The 319-nt window shown below is 55.5% G+C and carries 1 protein-coding gene; it reads right to left on the reverse strand.

The features are described 5' to 3' along the window. A partial coding sequence (locus H1B37_RS33215) for a tyrosine-type recombinase/integrase (RefSeq protein ID WP_182871555.1) occupies nt 1–319 on the reverse strand: 319 nt, incomplete at both ends.

Below are 319 nucleotides of genomic sequence, written 5' to 3' on the forward strand. Positions count from 1 at the left end.
GGTGGGCGTGACGGTGTACGAGACCGAACGGTCGGTGACCGAGACGATCCGTTTGTCACTGATCGCCACTCGATGGATGTACTTCTGGATGACCTTCAATCCAACGCCGGCTTCAAGCAAGTGCGTGGCGTAGGAATGGCGCAATGTGTGGATCGTGATTTTTTTGCCGAAGTTGAGCTTCTTGGCGATCTGCTTCATTGCTCCCTGGACGGTGGTTTCCGACATCGGACGCTCGGCCTTGCTTTTTCCGTGGATGTCGAAGCAGTACCCGGGCGAAACGGCGGGAAAGATCCAGCTGTCGTGATGATGTGTCAACCAA

Origin of the sequence: Stieleria mannarensis (genome assembly GCF_014154935.1) — a bacterium.
In the GTDB taxonomy this organism is placed as follows: Bacteria; Planctomycetota; Planctomycetia; order Pirellulales; family Pirellulaceae; genus Stieleria; species Stieleria mannarensis.